This is a genomic window from Streptomyces zhihengii, from assembly GCF_016919245.1.
Classification (GTDB): Bacteria; Actinomycetota; Actinomycetes; order Streptomycetales; family Streptomycetaceae; genus Streptomyces; species Streptomyces zhihengii.
In genome coordinates this window covers 1,334,627-1,357,376 of sequence record NZ_JAFEJA010000002.1, presented here as the reverse complement: position 1 = coordinate 1,357,376, position 22,750 = coordinate 1,334,627, and the positions used below count along the sequence as shown (strand labels likewise).

The 22,750-nt window shown below is 75.4% G+C and carries 6 protein-coding genes; 1 reads left to right on the top strand and 5 read right to left on the bottom strand.

What is annotated here, in order from left to right; translation table 11 throughout:
- Window positions 1-33: 33 nt before the first annotated feature.
- Complete coding sequence (locus JE024_RS33460; RefSeq protein ID WP_205377629.1) at window positions 34-732, bottom strand: TetR family transcriptional regulator; 699 nt, start codon at window positions 730-732, stop codon at window positions 34-36.
- A 76-nt stretch (window positions 733-808) separates the two neighbouring features.
- On the opposite strand from JE024_RS33460, the gene JE024_RS33455 reads away from it, so the two are divergent.
- The gene (locus JE024_RS33455) at window positions 809-2,968 is read left to right on the top strand and encodes an MMPL family transporter (protein WP_244883343.1); all 2,160 of its coding nucleotides are present in this window, start codon (window positions 809-811) and stop codon (window positions 2,966-2,968) included.
- Between the two features lie 145 nt (window positions 2,969-3,113).
- Here JE024_RS33455 and JE024_RS33450 read toward each other — a convergent pair whose 3' ends face one another.
- The 4 genes from JE024_RS33450 to JE024_RS33435 form a co-directional block, all read right to left on the bottom strand.
- On the bottom strand, window positions 3,114-3,353 hold the full coding sequence (locus JE024_RS33450; RefSeq protein ID WP_205377628.1) for a DUF5988 family protein: 240 nt from the start codon (window positions 3,351-3,353) through the stop codon (window positions 3,114-3,116).
- A 109-nt stretch (window positions 3,354-3,462) separates the two neighbouring features.
- The gene (locus JE024_RS33445) at window positions 3,463-4,239 is read right to left on the bottom strand and encodes a thioesterase II family protein (protein WP_280521580.1); all 777 of its coding nucleotides are present in this window, start codon (window positions 4,237-4,239) and stop codon (window positions 3,463-3,465) included.
- A gap of 84 nt (window positions 4,240-4,323) precedes the next feature.
- The gene (locus tag JE024_RS33440; RefSeq protein ID WP_443742876.1) at window positions 4,324-11,520 is read right to left on the bottom strand and encodes a type I polyketide synthase; all 7,197 of its coding nucleotides are present in this window, start codon (window positions 11,518-11,520) and stop codon (window positions 4,324-4,326) included.
- Window positions 11,521-11,561: 41 nt separating this feature from the next.
- Window positions 11,562-22,733 (bottom strand): type I polyketide synthase, encoded by an 11,172-nt coding sequence (locus JE024_RS33435; protein ID WP_205378488.1) that lies wholly within the window; start codon window positions 22,731-22,733, stop codon window positions 11,562-11,564.
- Window positions 22,734-22,750 lie beyond the last annotated feature (17 nt).

Here is a 22,750-nt window from a genome sequence, read left to right as displayed (position 1 = left end):
CCCCGCGCCCGGGCCCGGGGGGTGGGGGGCGGTTCAGACGGACGGGCCGCCGGGGCCGGGGCGGGGCGCGCCGAGGGTGCCGATGCCGCGGAGGGCGACCGTCGCGGCGGTGGTGATGGCGTCGAGCAGTTCACCGGAGGCGGGGTCGTCGGGCAGGACCGTGAGCGCGGTGTTGACCAGGGCGCCGACGAGGGCGCCGACGGCGGCGGCCGCCTCGGCCGGGGTGAGTTCGTCCGGGAAGGTGCGCAGCAGGGCGTCGGTGAGGTCCCGCTGGGCGCTGGTGATGCAGCGCATGGCGCCCGCCTGGAGGGCGGGGGTGGAGAGCACCAGGCGGATCCTGCGGGAGGCGACCTCGCCGGACAGCTCCTGTGCGGCCGTGCTGGTGTCGAGCGCCTCCAGGAGGGCGCGCAGCAGGGCGTCGGCGGGGCCCTCGCCGGGCCGGCGGTCCGTCACGCGCCGTACGGCGTCCTCGATCCGCTGCCCGGTCTCGGCGAAGAGGATGTCCTCCTTGCTCGGGAAGTAGGCGAAGAAGGTGCGGGTGGAGACCTCGGCGGCGGACGCGATCTCGGCCACCGTCGTCTCGTCGTACCCCTTGGCGTGCATGAGTTCCACCGCTGCGGAGATCAGCGTGGCCCGCGTCCGCTGCTTCTTCCGCTCGCGCAGCCCCGGGGCGGCGGGCGGGGCTGCGGTGGCGGTCGGGTGCGGGCCGGTGGTCGCTGGGACATCTGTCATAGGCGCATTTTAGTCTTCACCGGATGCACATTCGCACTCATTGAAAAACTGCATCGAGTGCGATTTCATGCTTCCCATGGAACGCTTACTGGAACGGCTCGGTGCGCTCTGCGCCCGGCGCCCGTGGCGCACGATCTCCGCCTGGCTGCTGATGGCCGCCGCCCTGCTGGCCGTCGGCCAGACCGCGGGCAGCGCCTTCGTCAACGATTTCCGGGTACCGAACGCGGAGTCTCAGGAAGCCACGGACGTGGCCCGTGAGCACTTCCCGACCTTCGGCGTGGTCAACGCCCAGGTCGTCTGGCGGGCGCCCGAGGGCGAGCTGGACGATCCGGCGCGCGCCGCGGCCGTCCAGCGGATGATCGCGGAGATCCGCGAACAGCCCGACGTGGCGGGCGTGGACGACCCCTTCCCCAGTCCCGACGGGGAAGCCGCGATGGTCAACGTCGACTACGACAAGGAACTGGGCGAGCTGGACGCCTCGCACTACGAGCGGCTGCGGGAGGCCGCCGAACCGGCCCGGGACAGCGGTCTGGACGTCGAGTTCCGCGGCATGGTGGTCGACCTCGGCACCGAACCGTCCACCAGCGGCGCCGAGATCGTCGGCGTGGGCACCGCCCTCGTCGTGCTGATCGTGGCGTTCGGCTCGGTGGTGGCCGCCGGTCTGCCGCTCGCCGTGGCGCTCGTCGGCATCGTGGTGGGCACCGCGCTGGTGCTGCTCGTCGGCCTGGTGGTGGACATCCCGACCTCGGCGCCGATCGTGGCCGTGATGCTCGGCCTGGGCGCGGGCATCGACTACGCCCTCTTCGTCCTCAGCCGCTTCCGCGTCGAACTGTCCCACGGACACCCACCGGTGAAGGCCGCCGGGCACGCCACCGCGGCCGCGGGCCACGCCGTGGTGTTCGCCGGCGGGACCGTCGTCGTCGCCATCCTGGGCCTGATGTTCGCTGGCATCCCCTTCGTCGGCGCCATGGGCGTCGCGGGCGCGCTGACGGTGGGGGTGATGGTCGTGGCAGCGGTGACGCTGCTGCCGGCCCTGCTCGGGCTGCTCGGACACCGGGTGGACTCGCTGCCCGTGCCCCGGCTGCGCCATCGCGGCGAGCGCCGACCCGCCCCCGACGACGAGAACACCATGACGTACCGCTGGGGCAGCCATGTCCAGCGGCACCGGGTGAAGTACGCGGCCGGCTCCACCGCCGTCCTGCTGCTGCTGACCGTCCCCGTGCTGGGGCTGCGGCTCGGGACGCCCGACGACGGCATCCAGCCCTCGGAACTGACGCAGCGCCAGGCGTACGACCTGGTCGCCGAGCACTACGGGCCGGGCTGGAACGCCCCGCTGGTCATCACCGTCGAGGGCGCCGACGCGGCCGGGCTGGACCGGCTCAAGGGGGCGCTGGAGGCGGACGAGGAGGCGGAGACCGTCATGCCGCCCGCGCCGAGTGAGGACGGCGAGGCCGCCGTGGTGACCGTCATCCCGCGGCACGCGCCGCAGGACGAGCAGGTCGGCGAGCTGGTGCACCGCATCCGCGACGACCTGGCGCCCCGGGCGCTGGGCCCGGCCGGCGGCACGGCGATGGTCGGCGGCGCGACCGCGGTGGTCATCGACATGGCCGACGTCGTCGGCGAACGCCTCCCCTGGGTGATCCTGGCGGTGGTCGGCGCCGGGATGCTGCTGCTGTACGGGATGTTCCGGGCGCCGCTGGTGGCACTGAAGGCGGCCGTGATGACGCTGCTGTCGATCGGTGTGTCCTTCGGCGTGATCATCGCGATGTTCCAGTGGGGCTGGGGCCTGGACCTGCTGGGTCTGGACAAGACGGTGCCCATCATGTCCGCCGTGCCGATGCTGCTGTTCGCCGTGCTCTTCGGACTCTCCATGGACTACGAGGTGTTCCTGCTCTCCGCCGTCCGGGAGGCCTACGACCGCGACGGGGACGCACAGCGCGCCGTGGTACGCGGGATCGGCGCGACGGCCCGGGTGATCACGACGGCGGCCATCATCATGGCGGTGGTGTTCCTCAGCTTCGTCTCGGTCCCGGAGACACTGATCCAGATGATCGGCATCGGGCTCGCAACAGCGGTGATCATGGACGCGACCGTGATCCGGATGGTGCTGGTGCCGGCCGTGATGAGCCTCATGGGCGACCGGGCGTGGTGGCGGCCCGGAGCCCGCAAGGCGGCGGGACCGGAGCGGCCGGGCAGGACGGACGAGCCGGAGCCGGCGGCGGCCGGGGAGGCCTGACGTGCCGCCACCCGGCATGCGCGGCATGCCGGGTGGCGGTCGGCGGAAGGGGCCGTGCCCGCGGGCACGGCCCCTTCGTCGCGTCCTGGGCCCCCGGGTCTCCGGTGGGGACGCGGGCGGGCCGGGTCACTTCACCCCCGGCGCCTCACTCGGCGACGTAGGTGCGGCGCGACCACTCGAACACCCGCAGCCGCACGCCTTCCCGCTCGACGCTCTCGGCGGTCGGGAGGAAGTGCTCGTAGGCGTTGCCGAAGAGCACCTTCAGGTGCCCCTCGACGTCCGTCGCGTAGCGCGTGCGCTCCTCGTCGGGCAGCCAGGCCGGTCCACCGCGCAGGACGACGTTGGGCAGCTGCCCCGTCAGGACCTCGGGCTGGGCGGAACTCATACGGAATCACTCTCCGTCTCGGGTGGTGGGGTGAGGGGTGGGTCGAAGCGCGCGTCCGGCGGGCGCCGGGCGCGCGGGTCGGGGGCGGTGCGTCGGCGGTGCGGGCGGGTCAGCGCGGGCCGGCGCCGAACGCGGCCAGACAGGCGCGGACCGCCGTGCCGACGGCGGGCCACTGGTCACCGAGGTAGAAGTGGCCGCCGGGGAAGGTCCGCAGGGTGAAGGCGCCGGTGGTGTGGTGCGACCACGCCCGGGCGTGGTCCGCCGTGACCCGCGGATCGCCGTCACCGGTCATCACGGCGACCGGGCAGGCCAGTTCGGGCCCCGGCGTGTGGCGGTACGTCTCGACGGCGGTGTAGTCGGCGCGCAGGGACGGCAGGATCATCGCGCGGACCTCGGCGTCGTCCAGCAGGCTCCCGGCGGTGCCGCTGAGCGCGCGCACCTCGTCGACCAGGCCGTGGTCGTCGCGCAGATGGACGGTCTCCTCGACGAGGACCCCGGGGGCGCGACGGCCGGACGCGATCAGTCCGAGCGGACCCGCGCCGGTCTCCCGCTCCAGCCTCCGGGCCAGTTCGTAGGCGACGACCGCGCCCATGCTGTGGCCGAAGAAGACGTACGGCCGGTCGCCCCATTCCTCCAGCTCGGCGCGGACGCCCTCGACGAGGACGCCCAGATCGGCGGGCGGCGGCTCGGCGCGGCGTTCCTGGCGCCCCGGGTACTGCACGCCGAGGACCTCGGCGGCGTCGCCGAGCGCCCGGTGCAGCGGGTGGTAGAAGGACGCGGACCCGCCGGCGTGGGGGAAGCAGATCAGACGGACCCCGGGCGGGGCGCCCGGGGCGGGGCCGAACCTGCGGATCCACAGGTCCGTGGGGGTGTCGGTGAGCGGCATGGGCGGTGGTGCCTCCTGGGTGTCGTGCGTGGGAGTCCCCGGCCGGTGCCCGTCGGCACGGGCACCGGCCGGGGACGGGGGCGTTCAGCCGGCCGGGGTCCCGGCGGCGGTTCCGGCGGTGTTGTCGGCCGGGGTCCCGGCGGCGGTCCCGGCCGCGGCTCCGGCGGCGGTTCCGGCCGTGATGAGGTGCAGCGGGGTGCGCAGCCAGTAGCCGGTGCGCTGGAACGGGTAGGTCGGCAGTTCGACCAGGCGGTGCGGGGTGTCCCCGCAGACCCGGTCCCAGGCGACGGCGACGCCGAGCGTGTGCAGCCGGGCGAGCGCCGCGGTCACGGCGTCGGTGCCGTCCCCGGTGACGGCGAGCACGACGCGGTCGGCCGCCTCCTCCGTCCCCGTCCCCGGCGCCGGGCGCGGTGTGCCGCCGAGGTCGAGGACGACGGCCCCGGCGGGTGCCGCGCCGCTGCCGAGGGACCAGGCCGCCGTCCAGTAGGCCGCCGACCCCGGCTCGGGGCTGCCGGTGTCACCGGAACCCGAGGCGTTCGCGGAGTCCGAGGCGTTGAGGGCGTGCCGGGCGTCCAGCGGCGGCAGCGCGGCCCCGGCCGTGGGCGGGGTCAGCCCGGCGACGACCGCCTCCAGGGGCTCGCCCCCGCCCGCGAGGGCGACGAGCAGACGCGCCGCCCCGTCCTCGTCCAGCGCCCCGGTGGCCACGGCCGCGGCCACCGCCCCCGGGCCCCGCCCGGCGGCGGCCGTGGGGCGGACGCCCCAGGAGGCGAGCAGCCGGAACAGGGCGAGCCCGAGGGCGTAGGACGCCGCGTGCGCGGTCGGCGCGTGGCGTGCCGCGCCGGTCTCCGGCGCGTCGGCGAGCAGCAGATCGAGCGGGGAGTGCTCCAGCAGCGGTTCGAGCCGGGCACAGACCGCGTCCAGGGTGTCGGCGAACTCCGGGACCGCGGCGTGGAGGGCGCGTGCCGCGCCCGGGGCCACGGGCGCGTCACCGAAGGCGACGGCCACCGGCCGGTCGCCGGTGCCGGACCGGCCGAGGAACACGGACGGGCTCTCCTCGCCCCGCTCCACGGCGGCGAGGCCGTCGAGGAGCGCGTCCCGGCCGGCCGCCAGGACGACGGCACGGTCGGCGAAGGCGGACCGGCCCGCCGCCAGGGTCCAGGCGACGTCGGCGACATCGGCCGCGGGCCGTGCGCCGAGGTGCGCGCGCAGCCGGGCGGCCTGCTCGCGCAGGGCGTCCGTGCCGCGCGCGGACAGCACGACCGGGGCCACGGGCAGGCCCTGCCGGGTGCCGCGGGCGGCGGGCCCGGCGTCGTCGGCGGCGGGCTGTTCGAGCAGGATGTGCACCTTGGTGCCGCTGGCGCCGAAGGACGACACACCGGCGCGGCGCGGCCGGCCGGTCTCCGGCCACGGGATGGTCTTCCGCAGCAGGCGCACTCCCCCGGCGTTCCAGTCGACGTGGCTGCTCGGCTCGTCGGAGTGGAGGGACCGGGGCAGGCTGCCGTGCGTCAGGGACAGCACCGTCTTGATGACGCCGATGACACCGGAGGCGGCCTGCGGGTGGCCGATGTTGGACTTGACCGTGCCGAGCCAGAGCGGCCGGGCCGGATCGCGGTCCTGACCGTAGACGGCCAGCAGGGCCTGGGCCTCGATCGGGTCGCCGAGTTCGGTGCCGGTGCCGTGGCCCTCGACGGCGTCGACGTCGCCGGGCGCGAGGCCCGCGTTGGCGAGGGCCTGCCGGATGACCCGCTGCTGCGAGGGGCCGTTGGGGGCGCCGATGCCGTTGCCGGTGCCGTTGTGGTTGACGGCGCTGCCCCGGACGACGGCGAGCACGCGGTGGCCGCGGGCGCGGGCGGTGGACAGCCGCTCGACGAGCACCATGCCGGCGCCTTCGCCCCACCCGGTGCCGTCGGCGCCCTCCGCGTACGACTTGCAGCGGCCGTCGCCCGCCGCGCCGACGCCCATGTCCGGGGAGACGGCGGGGTTGGCGAGCACGGACGCGCCGCCGGCGAGGGCCTGTTCGCACTCGCCGTTGCGGACCGCCTGGCAGGCGAGGTGGAAGGCGAGCGAGGAGGACGAGCAGCCGGTGTCGAGGGTGAGCACCGGGCCTTCGAGGCCGAGGGTGTAGGCGATCCGCCCGGCGGCGAGCGCCGGGGAGATGCCGCCGCTCAGATAGGGCCGGGTCGCCTCGGGGACCTCCTGCATGCCGGTCCAGTAGCCCTGCGAGAAGGTGCCGAGGAAGACGCCGACGGGCGCGCCGCGCAGCGAACCCGGCGCGGTGCCGGACCGCTCCAGGGTCTCCCAGGACAGCTCCAGCAGCAGCCGGTGCTGCGGGTCCATGGCGAGCGCCTCGTCGTCGCCGATGCCGAAGAACGCGGCGTCGAACCGGGAGGCGTCCCGCAGGAAGCCGCCCTGCCGCACGAACCGCATGCCGGGGACGTCGAGTCCGGCCGCGACCAGGGCGTCGACGTCCCAGCCGCGGTCCTCGGGCAGGCCGGCGACGGCGTCGCGTTCCTCCACGACGAGCTGCCACAGCTCGTCGGGTGTGTCGACGCCGCCGGGCAGCCGGCAGCCCATGCCGACGACGACCACGGGGTCGTCGTCCGCGGCGCCTGGGCGGGCCGCCGCGGCGGCGTCCGGTGCGCCGTCGGCGCCGTCGTCCGCGTCGCCGAGGAGGGTGCCCCGCAGGTGGGCCGCCAGGTCACGCGGTGTGGGGTGGTCGAAGACGACCGTCGCGGGGAGGGTGATGCCCGTCGCCGCGCCGAGCCGGTTGCGCAGTTCGACGGAGGTGAGCGAGTCGAACCCCAGCTCACGGAAGGGCCGGTCGGCGTCGAGGGCGTCGGGCGACGCGTGGCCGAGGACGGCCGCGGCGTGGGTGCGCACCAGGTCGACCAGGGCCCGTTCGCGCTCCTCGCGCGGCAGTGCGGCCAGTTCCCGGGCGGCGGGGAGGCCGCCGCCGGTGTCGTCCGTGCGGGGCTCGCGTTCCGCGGCGCGCAGCAGCCGCCGCACGTCCTCCAGTTCCCGCAGGAACGGGCGCGGCCTGCTGTCGGCGCCGGTGGCGTTGGCGGCGATGCGGTCCCATTCGATCAGCGCGAGCGCCACCACGGTCTCGTCGTGGTCGAGGACGTGGCCCAGGGCACGCAGCGCCGTGTGCGGCTCGATCTCGGAGCCGCCGCGGCGGCGGAGCTGCGCCTCGGCGGTGCCGGAGGCGATGCCGCCGCCGGACCAGTGGCCCCAGGCGACGGAGGTGCCGGGCAGCCCCTGGGCGCGCCGCGCACGGGCGAGGGCGTCCAGGTAGGCGTTGCCGGGCGCGTAGTTGCCCTGCCCGGCGACGCCGAAGGTGCCGGCGAAGGAGGAGAAGAGGACGAACGCGGTGAGGTCGGCGTCGCGGGTCAGCTCGTCGAGGTGGTGCGCTCCGCGTGCCTTGACGCGCAGGACGCGGTCGAGCTGGGCCGGGGTCAGCGCGTCGACGACGGCGTCGTCCAGCACCGCCGCCGTGTGCACGACCGCCCGCAGGGGCAGCTCGTCCGGCACCTCGGCGAGCACCCGGGCCAGCGCGTCGCGGTCGGCGACGTCGCAGGCGACGACGGTGACGCGGGCTCCCAGGCCGGTGAGTTCACGCTCCAGCTCGGCGGCGCCGGGCGCGTCGGGGCCGCGTCCGCTGAGCAGCAGCAGGTGCGGCGCGCCCTGGGCAGCGAAGTGGCGGGCGACGTGTCCGCCGAGCGCCCCGGTACCGCCGGTGACGAGGACGGTGCCGTCGGGCCGCCAGACCCGCGGCTCGCGCCCGTCGCCCCACGGCGCGCGGACCAGCCGGTGGGCGAGGACACCGGACCGGCGCACGGCGACCTGGTCCTCGTCGTCCGCTCCGCCGAGGACGGCGGCCAGCCGGGCGCGCGCCCGGGCGTCGGCCTGCTCGGGGAGGTCGACGAGTCCGCCCCAGCGGTGCGGGTTCTCCTCGGCGACGACCCGGCCGAGCCCCCAGATCTGGGCCTGGGCGGGGTCGGTCAACGGGTCGGAGGGGGCGGTGGAGACCGCGCCGCGCGTCGCGCACCACAGGGGTGCGTCGATCCCGGCGTCCCCGAGCGCCTGCACCAGGGTCAGCGTGCCGGCGAGCCCGGCGGGCGTCGAGGGGAGGCCGGGCAGGGGTGCGTCGGCGAGCGCGAGCAGCGACAGCACGCCGGTGACGTCCCCGGCGCCGGTCCGCGCGGCGGAGAGCATCGCGGTGTGCTCCGCGCGTCCGGCGCCCGGGTGGAGGGCGACCCGGAGCGTGTCCGCCCCGGCCTCCCGCACGGCGGTCTCGACGGCGTCGGCCCATACCCCGGCGGCGTCCGGGGACGGCTCGGGGACGACGACCAGCCAGGTGCCGGAGAGCACGGCCTCGGGCGTGGTGACGGGCCGCCAGGCGGTCCGGTAGCGCCAGGAGTCGATGACGGACTCCTCGCGGCTGCGCCGCCGCCAGGAGGCGAGTGCGGGCAGCAGGGTGCCGAGGCCGGCCCCGTCGAGGCCGGTCCCATCGAGGTCGAGGGAGGCGGCGAGCGAGGCGGCGTCCTCGCGCTCGACCGCCTCCCAGAAGGCCGCCTCCGCCACATCGGCCGGTCCCGGCTCGGGCGTGGCGTCCTCCTCGCCGACCAGCCAGTAGCGGGTCGCACGGAACGGGTAGGTGGGCAGCTCGACGGGCCGGGCGCCGCCGAGCAGCGGCGTCCAGTCGACGGGGAGTCCGGCGGTGAAGGCCTCGGCGAGCGAGGTCACGAAGCGCTGTGCCCCGCCGTCGTCACGGCGCAGCGAACCGACGGTGCCGGTGGCGCCGGAGTCCTGGATCCCGACGGCGAGGACGGGGTGGGCGCTGCACTCGACGAAGGCGGTGAGCCCGTCGGCGATCAGCGCGCGGACCGTGGCCTCGAACTCGACCGTCCCGCGCAGGTTCCGCACCCAGTAGGCGGCGTCAAGGGTGTCCGTGTCGATCGGACCGCCGGTCACCGTCGAGTAGAACGGGACGGTGGCGGTACGGGGCGCGACCGGGGCCAGCACCTCCAGCAGCTCGTCGCGGATGGACTCCACGTGCGAGGAGTGGGAGGCGTAGTCCACCGCGATCCGGCGGACCCGCACACCGTCGCTCTCCATCATGCTCAGCAGCTCGTCGAGCGCGGCCGGCTCACCCGAAACCACCGTCGACGACGGCCCGTTGACGGCCGCGACCGCGAGGCGGTCCCCGTAGCCGTCGAGCTTCTCGCGCACAGCGTCGGCGGGCAGGGCGACCGACGCCATACCGCCGCGTCCCGCAAGCCGTTCACCGATCACCCGGCTGCGCTCCGCGACGATCCGCGCACCGTCCTCCAGGGAGAGCCCGCCCGCGATCACGGCGGCGGCGATCTCGCCCTGCGAGTGGCCCACCACCGCGGCCGGAGTCACACCGAAGGACTCCCACAGCCGTGCCAGCGACACCATCACCGCCCACGACGCGGGCTGCACCACATCGACGCGGGCGAGATCACCCGCGAGTTCGGTGCGCAGATCCCAGTCCGTGAACGGCCCCAGCGCCTGCCCACACGCGTCGAGCGACGCGGCGAACACCGGGAAGGAGTCCGCCAGTTCCAGCCCCATCCGGGACCACTGCGCACCCTGCCCCGGGAACACGAAGACGGCCTTGTCGCCGCCGCCGGGTGTGCCGGTGACGACCGCGGGGTGCGGCTCGCCGGCCGCGACGGCCGTCAGGCCGGCGAGCAGGGCCGCGCGGTCGGCGCCGACGACGACCGCGCGCCGGTCGAGGACCGCGCGATGGCGGGCGAGGGTGGCGCCGGTCCCGGCGGGAGTGTGCTCCGGGTGGCGTTCGAGGTGGGCCCGCAGGCGGTCGGCCACGGCGCAAAGCTGCTGCTCGTCGCGCGCGGAGACGATCCACGGCAGCGCGGGCGCCGCCACGCCCGCCGGGCGGGCGGCGTCGGCGGCGGCGGGGGCCTGTTCGAGGATCACATGGGCGTTGGTGCCGCTGACGCCGAAGGAGGAGACGGCGGCGCGCCGGGACTCCCCGGTCTCGGGCCACGGTTCGGCCTCGGTGAGCAGGGAGACGGCTCCGGACGCCCAGTCGACGTGTGTCGACGGCTTGTCGACGTGCAGGGTCTTCGGGAGGGTGCCGTGGCGCAGCGCCATGACCATCTTGATCACGCCCGCGACACCGGAGGCGGCCTGCGCGTGCCCGATGTTCGACTTGATGGAGCCGAGGCGGAGCGGCCGGTCCGCGGCCCGGCGGCGTCCGTAGGTGGCGAGGAGGGCCTGGGCCTCGATGGGGTCGCCGAGGGTGGTGCCGGTGCCGTGGGCCTCGACGGCGTCCACCTGGTCCACGGTCAGGCGCGCGTTGTCCAGCGCCTGGCGGATGACGCGCTGCTGCGAGGGCCCGTTGGGGGCGGTGAGCCCGTTGGAGGCGCCGTCCTGGTTGACCGCTGAACCGCGCACCACCGCCAGTACGCGGTGGCCGTTGCGGACCGCGTCCGAGAGCCGTTCGACGAGCAGCACGCCGACGCCCTCCGCCCAGCCGGTGCCGTCGGCGGCGTCCGCGAACGCCTTGCAGCGCCCGTCGGGCGAGAGGCCGCGCTGGCGGCTGAACTCCATGAACACACCGGGGTCGGACATGATCGTGACGCCGCCGGCCAGCGCCATGGTGCACTCGCCCTGGCGCAGCGCCTGCACGGCGAGGTGCAGGGCGACCAGGGACGAGGAGCACGCGGTGTCCACGGTGACCGCCGGGCCCTCCAGGCCGAGGGCGTAGGCGACGCGGCCGGAGACGACGCTGGTGGCGAGGCCGGTCAGGGTGTAGCCCTGGATCTCCTCCGGGGCGTCCTTGAGGCCGGCGCCGTAGCCGGGGGTGCCGGAGCCGATGAAGACACCGGTCCGGCTGCCCTTGAGGGTGTGGGCGTCGATGCCGGCACGCTCCACGGCCTCCCACGCGGTCTCCAGCAGCAGGCGCTGCTGGGGGTCCATCGCGAGGGCCTCGCGGGGCGAGATGTGGAAGAACTCGGCGTCGAACTCCCCCGCCGCGTGCACGAATCCGCCCTCGCGGACGTAGCTGGTGCCGTGGGAGGAGTCCGGGTCGAAGAGGGCGTCGAGGTCCCATCCCCGGTCGGCCGGGAACGGGGACATGGCGTCGGCCTCGTCGGCGACGAGGCGCCACAGGTCCTCCGGGGACCGTACGCCGCCCGGGTAGCGGCAGGCCATGCCGACGATGGCGACGGGCTCGCTGAGCGTCGCCGTCAGCTCCTTGTTGCGGCGGCGCAGTTCCTCCGCCTCCGTCAGCGACGCCCTTAGGGCGGTGACGAGTTGGTCGGTCGATGTGGTCATGCGAGCTCCGTCTCGGTGTCGCGTCCTGCTTCGTTCTTGTGGAGCGCCATGTCGACGAGGGCGTCGATGTCCATGGCCGCGATGGAGGCGGCGTCGTGTTCCGGCGTCTCCGGGGTGTCCGTCTCGTCCTCGAATCCGGTCAGGCGGCGCAGGAGGCCGAGGACCCCCGCGTCACGCAGCGCGGACATCGGCACGTCTGCAAGGGCGCGGCGGAATTCGGCCTCGGACCGGTCGCCGCCGCCGGGGGCGCCGTCGGTTCCGGGGGCGAGGTGTTCCAGCAGGTGCTCGGTGAGCGCCGACGGGGTGGGGTGGTCGAACACCGACGTCGGGGACAGGCGTATGCCCGTCGCCGCGGCCAGCCGGTTGCGCAGTTCCACACCCGTCAGCGAGTCGAAGCCCGCCTCACGGAAGGGGCGTTCGGCCTCCACGCGTCCGGTCTCGCCGAGTCCGAGGACCGCGGCGGCCTGCTGGCGCACCAGGTCGAGCACGATCCGGTGCCGTTCGGTCCCGGAAGCGGCGTCGAGGCGACGGCGCAGCGACTCGGCGCCCGAGGCGTCGACGACGCCCGCGGTGCGCCGTCCCGTCGCGCGGACGAGCCCGCGGAACAGGCCGGGGACCTCCTCGCCGGCGGCGCGGGCGCGCAGGGTGGTGAGGTCCAGGCCGACCGGCACGAGGAGGGCCTCGTCGGTGGCGAGCGCCGCGTCGAAGAGGGCGAGGCCCTCCTGCGAGGTGAGGGCCCGGACACCGGACCGGTCGGCACGGGCCCGGTCGCCGCTGCCGAGGTGGCCGGTCATGCCGCTGGCCTCCTCCCAGAGTCCCCAGGCGAGGGACTGCGCGGGCAGGCCGCGTGCGCGGCGGCGTTCCGCCAGCGCGTCGAGGAAGGCGTTGGCGGCGGCGTAGTTGCCCTGGCCGGCGCCGCCGAGGACGCCGCCGACGGACGAGTAGAGGACGAAGGCCGCGAGGTCGGCGTCCGCGGTGAGGTCGTCGAGGTTGACGGCGGCGTCGGCCTTCGGCCGCAGCACGCGTTCGACCTGCTCGGGCGTGAGCGAGGTGAGGACGGCGTCGTCGACGACGCCCGCGGTGTGGATCACGGCGGTCAGGGGGTGTTCGGCGGGGACGGCGGCCAGGGTGGCGGCCAGCGCCTCACGGTCGGCGGCGTCGCACGCGGCGACGGTGACCGTGGCCCCGTCCTTCTCCAGCTCCACCACCAGCTCGGCCACCCCCTCGGCCGCGGCACCGCGCCGCGACGCCAGCACCAGGTGCCGCACACCGTGCGCGGCCACCAGATGCCGCGCCACCAGCGCCCCGAGCGTGCCCGTACCACCCGTCACCAGCACCGTGCCGTACGGATCCAGCGCACGCGGCATCGTCAGCACGACCTTGCCCACATGCCGGGCCTGGCTGATGAACCGGAACGCCTCCCGCGCCCGGCGCACGTCCCACGACGCGACCGGCAACGGCTCCAGCGTGCCCTGCTCCAGCAGGCCCACGATGTCGGTGAGCCAGCCGCCGATCCGTTCCGGGCCCGCCTCGATCAGGTCGAACGCCCGGTAGACGACGTCCCGGTGGAGGGTGCGCACGGTGTCGGCGTCACGGATGTCCGTCTTGCCCATCTCGATGAACCGGCCGCCGCGCGGCAGCAGGTCGAGCGAGGCGTCCACGAACTCGCCGGAGAGCGAGTTGAGGACGACGTCGACACCGCGCCCGCCGGTCGCGCCGAGGAACCGCTCGCGGAACTCCAGCGACCGCGAGGACGCGATGTGCGCGTCGTCCAGGCCCAGTTCGCGCAGGGCGCCCCATTTGGCCGGGCTGGCCGTGGCGAACACCTCCGCGCCGAGGTAACGCGCCACCTGCACGGCGGCCATGCCCACACCACCGGCGCCCGCGTGCACCAGCACGGCCTCACCGGCGCGCACACCGGCCAGTTCGGCCAGCCCCATCCACGCCGTCAGGAAGGCGACCGGGGTGGCCGCGGCGGTCTCGAAGGACCATCCGGCGGGCAGCGCGGCGAGGAACCGGTGGTCGGTCCGGGCGACGGGGCCGACGGAGTCCGGCAGCAGGCCGAACACGGCGTCGCCGGGGGCGAGGCCGGGCACACCGGGCCCGGTCTCCAGGACGACTCCGGCCGCCTCGTTGCCGATCGCGGGCGCGGCCCCGCCGGGGTACATGCCGAGGGCGATCAGCACATCGCGGAAGTTCAGGCCCGCCGCGCGGACGGCGATCCGCACCTCACCGGGCTCCAGCGGCTCGTCGGCGGGGTCGGGCAGCGGCGCCAGCGACAGGTCCTCCAGGGTGCCCGTCCCACCGCGCACCGCGAGCCGCCAGTTGGGGGCGGACGGCACGGGCAGGGCGTCGGCGGAGGCCGCCCGGGCGAGGCGCGGCCCGAACAACCGGCCTTCCCGTATCCGCAGTTGGTTCTCACCGGTGGCGACGGCGCTCGCCACCGCCGCCGGTGCGGGCCGGTCCTCGTCGGTGTCGACGAGGAAGAACCGTCCCGGGTTCTCGGTCTGCGCGGTCCTGACCAGGCCCCACACGGCCGCGTGGGCGAGCGTGCCGGCCCGGGTGACCACGGCGAGGCGGGTGGCGTCGCAGCGCGCGTCGCCGAGGAAGCGCTGGAGCAGCGCCAGGGTGTCCCCCACGGCACGCCGCACGTCGGCGGCGGGATCGGCATGGGTGACGAGGAGTTCGGGGAGACCGCGGGCCACGAGGTCGTCCAGGGCAGACGCCTCCTCCAGCACGGCGGCGGCCGGGCCGGGGTCCTCGGCAGCGGCGAGCGGTACCCAGTCGATGCGGTAGAGCGAGTCGTGGCCGGCGGTCGAGGCACGCAGGGCGTCCGCGGACACCGGGCGGAGCGTCAGCGCGTTCACGGACACCACCGGCTCCCCCGCGGTGTCGGCCACGAGCAGCGACACGGCGTCGCCCCCGACGGGGGTGAGCCGCACGCGGACGACGGACGCGCCGGAGGCGTGCAGTTCCACCCCGTCGAAGGAGAACGGCAGCAGGGTGCCTCCCTCGTGGGCGTCGACGAGTCCGCCGAGGCCGATCGGGTGCAGGGCGGCGTCCAGCAGGGCCGGGTGCACACCGAAGGCGCTGGTCTCGACGCCCTCGGGGAGGGCGACCTCCGCGAAGACCTCGCCTGCGGTCCGCCAGGCGGCCCGCAGGCCCCGGAAGACCGGCCCGTAGGCGGAACCGGCCTCCGCCAGCCGCGGGTAGAAGCCGTCGAGGTCGACGGGTTCGGCGTCGGCGGGCGGCCAGGCGGCGAGGTCCTGGTCCGGGGCATCGCCGGTGGCGGCGGTGAGCCGTCCGGTGGCGTGCAGGGTCCAGGTGTCGCCCGCGTCGGGCCGCGAGTGCACGGCGACGGGCCGGCCGCCCGTGGCGTCCGGGGCCTCGACCACGACCTGGAGCCGCACCCCACCGCGCTCGGGCAGGATCAGCGGCGCCTGGAGGGTCAGCTCGTCGACCCGACCGCAGCCGACCTCGTCCCCGGCCCGCACCGCGAGTTCCACGAACGCCGTCCCGGGCAGCAGAACGGCACCGGCGACCTGGTGGTCCGTCACCCAGGGCTGAGCGCCCCGCGCGACCCGACCCGTCAGCACCACGCTCCCGCCCTCGGCCAACGACACCGCAGCCCCGAGGAGGGGGTGACCGGTGCCGGAGAGACCGAGGTCCACGGGGTCCGAGGTGCCGTTGTTCCGCTGGAGCCAGTAGCGACCACGCTGGAAGGCGTAGGTGGGCAGGTCGATCCGCCGGCCGCCGGAGCACAACGGCGTCCAGTCGACCGGCACGCCGGACGTCCAGGCGCGGCCGAGTCCCTCGACCACCGACACGGCCTCGTCCCGGTCCTTGCGGCACAACGCCACCAACGCCAGCGCCTCCGGATCGGCCAGCGCCTGACCCGCCATACCCGTCAGCGTCGCGTCCGGACCGATCTCCACCAACGCCGTCAGCCCACGCCCTTCCAGATCCGCCACCGCATCCGCGAACCGCACCTCCACCCGGGCATGACGCACCCAGTACTCGGCACTCGCCACATCACCGCCACCCGCAACGGTCGACACCCACTCGACCGACGGCGCACGGAAGGTCAACTCAGCAAGCACCTGCCTAAACTCGTCCAGCATCGGCTCCATCAACGGCGAGTGGAACGCATGCGACACCCGAAGACGACGGGTCCGCACACCCCGCTCCACGAACAACGCCGCAACCTCCTCGACAACGCCTTCGGCACCGGAGATCACCACCGACGACGGACCGTTCACCGCCGCCACCGACACATCCCGGCGGCCGGCCAGTACCTCCAACACCTCCGACTCCGCCACCGCGACCGCCACCATCGCCCCACCCACAGGCAACTCCTGCATCAACCGGCCACGCGCCACCACCAGACGCACCGCATCAGCCAGCGACAACACCCCCGACACATGCGCAGCCGCGATCTCACCCACCGAATGCCCGACCACCACATCCGGCCGCACACCCCACGACTCCACCAACCGGAACAACGCCACCTCAAACGCGAACAACGCAGGCTGCGCCCACCCCGTCCGCGACACATCCTCCTCACCCGGCGACAGACCGACCGCCGCCCACACCTCGTCCCACACCGCACCGAACACCGGGAACGCAGCCGCCAACTCACCACCCATACCGGCACGCTGCGAACCCTGACCGGCGAACAGGAAACCCACCCGGCCGTCCCGCACACCCACACCCACACCCACACCCGCGTCCGCACCCGCATTCACAGCCGCGGACAGAGCACCCAACAGGGCACCCCGGTCACGACCCGCGAACACCGCGCGATGCGTCAGCCCGGAACGACCGAGCAACGACACGGCCACATCAGCCGCGCCCAGTTCCGGACGAGCCTCCACATGCGCGGCCAACCGCTCGATCTGCGCCGCGAGCGCCGCCTCCGAGCCCGCCGACAGCACCCACGGGATCACCTCTCCGGGCTCGGGCAGTGCCTCGGCCGCGGGCTCCTCCTGCGGGGCCTGCTCCAGCACCACATGCGCGTTGGTGCCGCTGATGCCGAACCCCGACACCGCCGCCCGGCGCGCCCGGCCGGTCTCCGGCCAAACGCGCTCCTCGGTCAGCAGCTCCACCGCACCCGACGCCCAGTCCACCTCCGGCGACGGCTCCTCCACGTGCAGCGTCCGCGGCAGGAGTCCGTGGTCCATCGCGAGGACCATCTTCATGACGGAGGCGACTCCGGCGGTGGCCTGGGTGTGGCCGATGTTGGACTTCAGCGAGCCGAGCCACAGGGGCTGTGCGGGGTCGCGGTCCTGGCCGTAGGTGGCCAGCAGCGCCTGCGCCTCGATCGGGTCGCCGAGCTTGGTGCCGGTGCCGTGCGCCTCGACGGCGTCGACGTCGCCGGTGGTGAGGCCGGCGTCGGCGAGGGCCTGGCGGATGACGCGCTGCTGCGAGGGCCCGTTGGGGGCGGTGAGCCCGTTGGAGGCGCCGTCCTGGTTGACCGCTGAACCGCGCACCACGGCCAGGACCCGGTGGCCGTTGCGGCGGGCGTCCGAGAGGCGCTCCACGAGGAGCACGCCCGCGCCCTCGGCCCAGCCGGTGCCGTCGGCCGAGGCGGCGAACGCCTTGCACCGCCCGTCCGGCGACAGGCCGCGCTGGCGGCTGAACTCGACGAAGACCTCGGCGTCGGGCATGACGGCCACGCCCCCGACGAGGGCCATGCCGCACTCGCCGCGCTGGAGGGCCTGGGCGGCGAGGTGGAGGGCGACGAGCGACGAGGAGCAGGCCGTGTCGACGGTGACGGCCGGTCCTTCGAGCCCGAAGGTGTAGGCGATCCGGCCGGACATGACGCTGGAGGCGTTGCCGGTCATCGTGTAGCCCTCGGCGCCCTCGGGGAGCTGGCCGAGGCTGGTGACGTAGCCGCGGTGGCCGGCTCCGACGTAGACGCCGGTGCGGCTGCCGCGCAGCGCGGCGGGGTCGATGCCCGCGCGCTCCATCGCCTCCCAGGACGTCTCCAGCAGCAGCCGCTGCTGCGGGTCCATCGCCAGCGCCTCACGCGGCGAAATCCCGAAGAAGCCGGCGTCGAACTCGGCCGCGTCGTACAGGAATCCACCCTCGCGGACGTACGACTTCCCGGGTGCGTCCGGGTCCGGGTCGTAGAGGTCGTCCACGTCCCAGCCGCGGTTGTCGGGGAAGAGGGCGATGGCGTCGCCGCCGTCCGCGAGGAGCCGCCACAGGTCCTCGGGCGAGGTGACATCGCCGGGCAGCCGGCAGGCCATGCCGACGATCGCGACGGGCTCGTCCGTGGCGCCGGGCGCGCCGCCGGCCGGGGCGGCGGCGTCGTGCGGGGGGCCGTCGGCGAAGAGCTGCTCCTCGATGTGGCGGGCGAGTGCGGCCGGGGTGGGGTGGTCGAAGACCAGGGTGGCGGGCAGCCGCAGGCCGGTGGCCTGGGCGATGCCGTTGCGCAGGTTCACGGCGATGAGGGAGTCCGCGCCGAGGTCGCGGAAGGGGCTGCCGGCGGGGACGGCGTCCGGGTCGGCGTGGCCGAGGGCGGCCGCGGCCTGCTCGCGGACGAGGCGCAGCAGTTCACGGGCGCGGGCGGGCCGGTCGAGGCCGGCGAGCCGCTCGGCGAGGGCGTTGCCGTCGCCCGCTGCGGCGTCGGCGCCGGCCGTGGGCGTGATGGCCCTGCGGGCCTCGGGCACACCGGTGATCAGCGGATAGGGGCGGACGGAGACGGCGGTGGGGGCGACGCGGGCCCAGTCGATGTCGACGACGCCGACGACGGTGTCCTCCTCGGCGAGGGCGCGGGCGAGCGCTGCCACGGCCGCTCCCGGGTCCATGGGCGGGACGCCCTGGGCGCGGAGGCGTTCGCCGATCTCGCCGTCGGCGAGTCCACCGCCGCCCCAGGAGCCCCACATGACGGATGTCGCGGGCAGGCCGCGGCCGCGCCGGTGGACGGCGAGGGCGTCGAGGTAGGCGCTGGCGGCGGCGTAGTTGGCCTGGCCGACGCTGGGGAAGACACTGGCGAAGGAGGAGTACAGCACGAACGCCGACAGCTCGGTGCCGAGGGTCAGTTCGTGCAGATGGCGGGCGGCGAGTGCCTTGGCCCGCGCGACGCCTTCGGCCCGTTCGGGGGTGAGGGTGTCGACGATGGTGTCGTCGACGACGCCGGCGGTGTGGAAGACGGCGGTGAGCTGGTCGCCGTCGGCGTCGAGGCGTTCCAGCAGCGCGGCGAGGGCGTCGCGGTCGGCGACGTCGCAGGCGGCGAGGGTGACGCGGGCGCCCAGGTCGGTGAGTTCGGCCGCGAGGTCGGCGGCGCCGGGTGCTTCGGCGCCGCGGCGGCTGGTGAGGACGAGGTGCTCGGCGCCCTCGCGGGCCAGCCAGCGGGCCAGGTGGGCGCCGAGCGCGCCGGTGCCGCCGGTGACGAGGCTGGTGCCCTCGGGGCGCCAGGCGGGTGCCGGGCGGTCGGGGCGGGGGGCGCGCACGAGGCGGGCGGCCAGCAGTCCGGCGGGGCGGACGGCGAGCTGGTCCTCGCCGTCGGTGCCGGTGAGGGCGGCGGTGAGACGGCGCAGCGCGAGACGGTCGGCCGTCTCGGGGAGGTCGACGGTGCCGCCCCAGCGTTCGGGGTATTCGAGTGCGGCGACGCGCCCGATGCCCCAGGCGGGGGCCTGCTCGGGATGCGGCAGGCGGTCGTCGGGGCCGGTGGCGACGGCTCCGCCGGTGACGCTCCACAGGGGGGCGGTGTGCGCGTACCGCCCCAGGTCGCGCAGCAGGGCGAGGGTCGCGAGGGTGCCCCGGCCGACGGCCGGGTGCTCGGGGTGGGGCCGCTGGTCGAGCGGGAGGAGCGACAGGGCGCCGGCGATCGGGGGCACGTCGGCGAGTGCGCCGCCGAGCACGCCGGTGAGGCCCTGGTGGGCGGTGTCCGTGTCGACGTCGACCCGGGCGACGCCGGCGCCAGCCTCCCGCAGCGCACGGGCGCAGGCGTCGGCCCAGTGGGCCGTGTCCGCACCGTCGGCCTCGGTGTGGGGCGGCGGGTCCTGTGTGCCGTCGCCGGTGTCCGGGCCGCCGGGGACCTGCGGGACGACGAGGAGCCAGGTGCCGGTGAGGCGCGGGTCGGTGTGCTCGGGGAGGTTCTGCCAGGCGAGCCGGTACCGCCAGGCGTCCACGGCGGACTGCTCGCGGCTGCGGGTGCGCCACGCAGAGAGGGCGGGGAGCAGCTCGCGCAGGCGTTCCTCGTCGAGTTCGAGGGTGCGGGCGAGTCCTTCGGCGTCCTCGCGTTCGACGGCGTCCCAGAATCCTGATTCCACCACGTCGGCGGCGCCGACCGCTTCGACGGTCGCGGCGTCGACGTTCTCCAGCCAGTAGCGGGTGCGCTGGAAGGCGTAGGTGGGCAGGTCGACCGCGCGGGCGGAGCCGGTGAGGAGGGGGTTCCAGTCGACGCGCAGGCCGTGGACGGACGCCTCGGCGAGGGAGGCGACGAAGCGTTCGGCACCGCCTTCGCCGCGTCGGATGGAGCCGACGGTGGCGACTTCGGTGCCGGTGGCGTCCGCCGTCTGGGAGACGCCGAGGGCGAGGACGGGGTGGGCGCTGCACTCGACGAAGGCCGTGTAGCCGTCGTCGACGAGGGCCCTCGTCGTGGCCTCGAACTCGACCGTCCCGCGCAGGTTGCGCACCCAGTAGGCGGCGTCGAGGGACGCGGTGTCGGTCACGCCGCCGGTGACGGTGGAGTAGAAGGGCACCGTGGCACCGCGGGGGGCCACGGGGGCCAGGACGTCGAGCAGTTCGTCGCGGACGGACTCGACGTGCGCCGAGTGGGAGGCGTAGTCCACGGCGACGCGGCGGACGCGGACGTCCTGGGCGACGAGGGTGGCGAGGTAGCCGTCGAGGGCGTCGGGTTCGCCGGAGACGACGGTCGAGGACGGGCCGTTGACGGCGGCGACGGCGAGGCGGTCGCCGTAGCCGTCGAGCTGCTCGCGGACGGTGTCGGCGGGCAGGGCGACGGATGCCATCCCGCCCCGGCCCGCGAGCCGTTCGCCGATGATCCGGCTGCGCTCGGCGACGATCCGCGCGCCGTCCTCCAGGGAGAGCCCGCCCGCCACCACTGCGGCGGCGATCTCGCCCTGCGAGTGGCCCACCACGGCGGCCGGGGTCACACCGAAGGACTCCCACAGCCGCGCCAACGACACCATCACCGCCCACGACGCCGGCTGCACCACATCGACCCGCGCCAGATCACCCGCGAGTTCCGTGCGCAGATCCCAGTCCGTGAACGGCCCCAGCGCCTGCCCACACGCGTCGAGCGACGCGGCGAACACCGGGAAGGCGTCCGCCAGTTCCAGCCCCATCCGCGACCACTGCGCGCCCTGCCCCGGGAACACGAAGACGGCCTTCTCGGCGAGGGGGCCGGTGCCGACGACGGCGCCGGCGGCCGCGGTGCCGGACGCGACGGCCTCCAGGCCGGCGAGCAGGGCGGGGCGGTCGCCGCCGACGACGACGGCCCGGTGCTCCAGGGCGGCGCGGGTGGTGGCCAGGGCGGCGGCCACGTCGGCGGGGTCGAGCGCGGGGTGGTCGCGCAGGTGCGCGAGCAGGCGGCCGGCCTGGGCGCGCAGACCGTCGGCGCTCCGTGCGGACACGGCCCAGGGCAGGACCCCGCCGGGCGCGGCGGCTGCCTCGCCGTTCGGTGCCGTCTCCGGGGCGGGCTGCTCCCCCGGCGTGGTCTCCCCCGGTGCTGCCTGCCCTGGTGCCTCCTGCTCCGGTGCCGCCTGCTCCGGGGCGGTCTCCTCCGGGGCCGCCTCCTCCAGGATGACGTGGGCGTTGGTGCCGCTGATGCCGAAGGAGGACACACCGGCGCGGCGCGGTTCGCCGGTCTCCGGCCAGGGGCGCGACTCGGTGAGCAGCGACACGTCGCCCGCGGTCCAGTCGATGTGCGGCGAGGGCTCGTCGGCGTGCAGGGTCCGGGGCAGCACGCCGTGCCGGAGCGCCATGACCGTCTTGATGACACCGGCGACGCCGGCCGCGGCCTGGGCGTGGCCGATGTTGGACTTGAAGGAGGTCAGGTGCAGCGGCCGGCCCGCGGGGCGGCCCTGACCGTAGGTGGCCATCAGGGCGTGCGCCTCGATCGGGTCGCCCAGCGGGGTGCCCGTGCCGTGGGCCTCGACCATGTCGACGTCCGCGGTGGTGAGGCGTGCGTCGCCGAGCGCCGCGCGGATGACCCGTTGCTGCGCGGGGCCGTTGGGGGCGCTCAGCCCGTTGCTGGCGCCGTCCTGGTTGACGGCGGAGCCGCGGATCACGGCGAGGACCCGGTGCCCGTTGCGGCGCGCCTCGGAGAGGCGTTCCAGCAGCAGCACACCGATGCCCTCGGCGAGGCCGAGGCCGTCGGCCCCGGCGCCGAAGGCCTTGCAGCGGCCGTCCTCGGACAGCCCGCGCTGGCGGCTGAAGGCGATGAACCCCTCGGGCGTGGACAGCACGGCGGAGCCGCCGGCGATGGCCATGCCGCAGTCGCCGTGGCGCAGGGCGAGACAGGCGAGGTGGAGGGCGACGAGTGAGGAGGAGCAGGCGGTGTCGAGGGTGACGGCGGGGCCTTCGAGGCCGAAGGTGTAGGCGATCCGGCCGGAGGTGACGCTGGAGTTGCTGCCGGTCAGCAGGTGTCCCTCGACGCCGTCGGGGACGCTGCCGAGGTGTCCGGCGTAGTCGGGGCGGTTGCCGCCGATGAAGGTGCCGATGCGGCGGCCGCGCACGCCCGTGGGGTCGAGTCCGGCGCGTTCGAAGACCTCCCAGGAGGTCTCCAGGAGCAGCCGCTGCTGCGGGTCCATCGCCAGTGCCTCGCGGGGGGAGATCCCGAAGAGGCCGGCGTCGAACCGGGAGGCGTCGTAGAGGAAGCCGCCGTCGCGGACATAGCTCTTGCCGGGGGCGTCCGGGTCGGGGTCGTAGAGGCCGTCGACGTCCCAGCCGCGGTCGGTGGGGAGGTGGGAGACGGCGTCGACGCCGTCCTCGACCATCCGCCACAGGTCCTCCGGGGAGCCGACGCCGCCGGGGAAGCGGCAGGCCATGCCCACGATCGCGATCGGCTCGTGGGCGGCGTCCTCGGCGTCCCGCAGGCGCTGACGCGTCTCGTGCAGGTCCGCGGTCACCCACTTGAGGTAGTCACGGAGCGTCTTTTCGCTGTTGGCCACTGGTGTCTCCCACGAGTCGTTCAGGCGTAGCAGTCGTCAGG

Excerpts from the sequence above, each read along its gene's own strand:
- JE024_RS33450 (WP_205377628.1), bottom strand. The coding sequence starts at position 3,353 with ATGAGTTCCGCCCAGCCCGAGGTCCTGACGGGGCAGCTGCCCAACGTC.
- JE024_RS33455 (WP_244883343.1), top strand. The coding sequence starts at position 809 with ATGGAACGCTTACTGGAACGGCTCGGTGCGCTCTGCGCCCGGCGCCCG.
- JE024_RS33460 (WP_205377629.1), bottom strand. The coding sequence starts at position 732 with ATGACAGATGTCCCAGCGACCACCGGCCCGCACCCGACCGCCACCGCA.
- JE024_RS33445 (WP_280521580.1), bottom strand. The coding sequence starts at position 4,239 with ATGCCGCTCACCGACACCCCCACGGACCTGTGGATCCGCAGGTTCGGC.